This window comes from Bacillus sp. USDA818B3_A (genome assembly GCF_009928415.1).
Classification (GTDB): Bacteria; Bacillota; Bacilli; order Bacillales; family Cytobacillaceae; genus Neobacillus.
The window spans coordinates 1-316 of record NZ_JAABNN010000073.1; the positions used below are offsets into that span (position 1 = coordinate 1).

A 316-nucleotide genomic window follows, 5' to 3' on the forward strand; every position below is an offset into this window, starting at 1 on the left:
ACTCCCGACCTTTTGATTCGTAGTCAAACACTCTATCCAGCTGAGCTAAGGGCGCTTATTTTTAAAGCAACTTTTAAATTATATCAAAGCAATTTCAATTTGTCAACAACTTTTTTGGTGCGGCCGAGAGGACTTGAACCTCCACGGGGTTGCCCCCACTAGGCCCTCAACCTAGCGCGTCTGCCATTCCGCCACGACCGCATATGAATTAGCGACAAAATCAATAATAACATTATACTCTAATTAATTCAAGAGGTAATTAATGGTGCGGGTGAAGGGAGTCGAACCCCCACGCCTTGCGGCGCCAGATCCTAAG

Annotated in this window: 1 tRNA gene; it reads right to left on the minus strand. The window is 45.9% G+C overall.

Features of this window, described 5'->3' with window-relative positions:
- Positions 1-115: 115 nt before the first annotated feature.
- A tRNA-Leu gene (locus GXK58_RS26895) sits at positions 116-201 on the minus strand.
- Between the last annotated feature and the right edge of the window lie 115 nt (positions 202-316).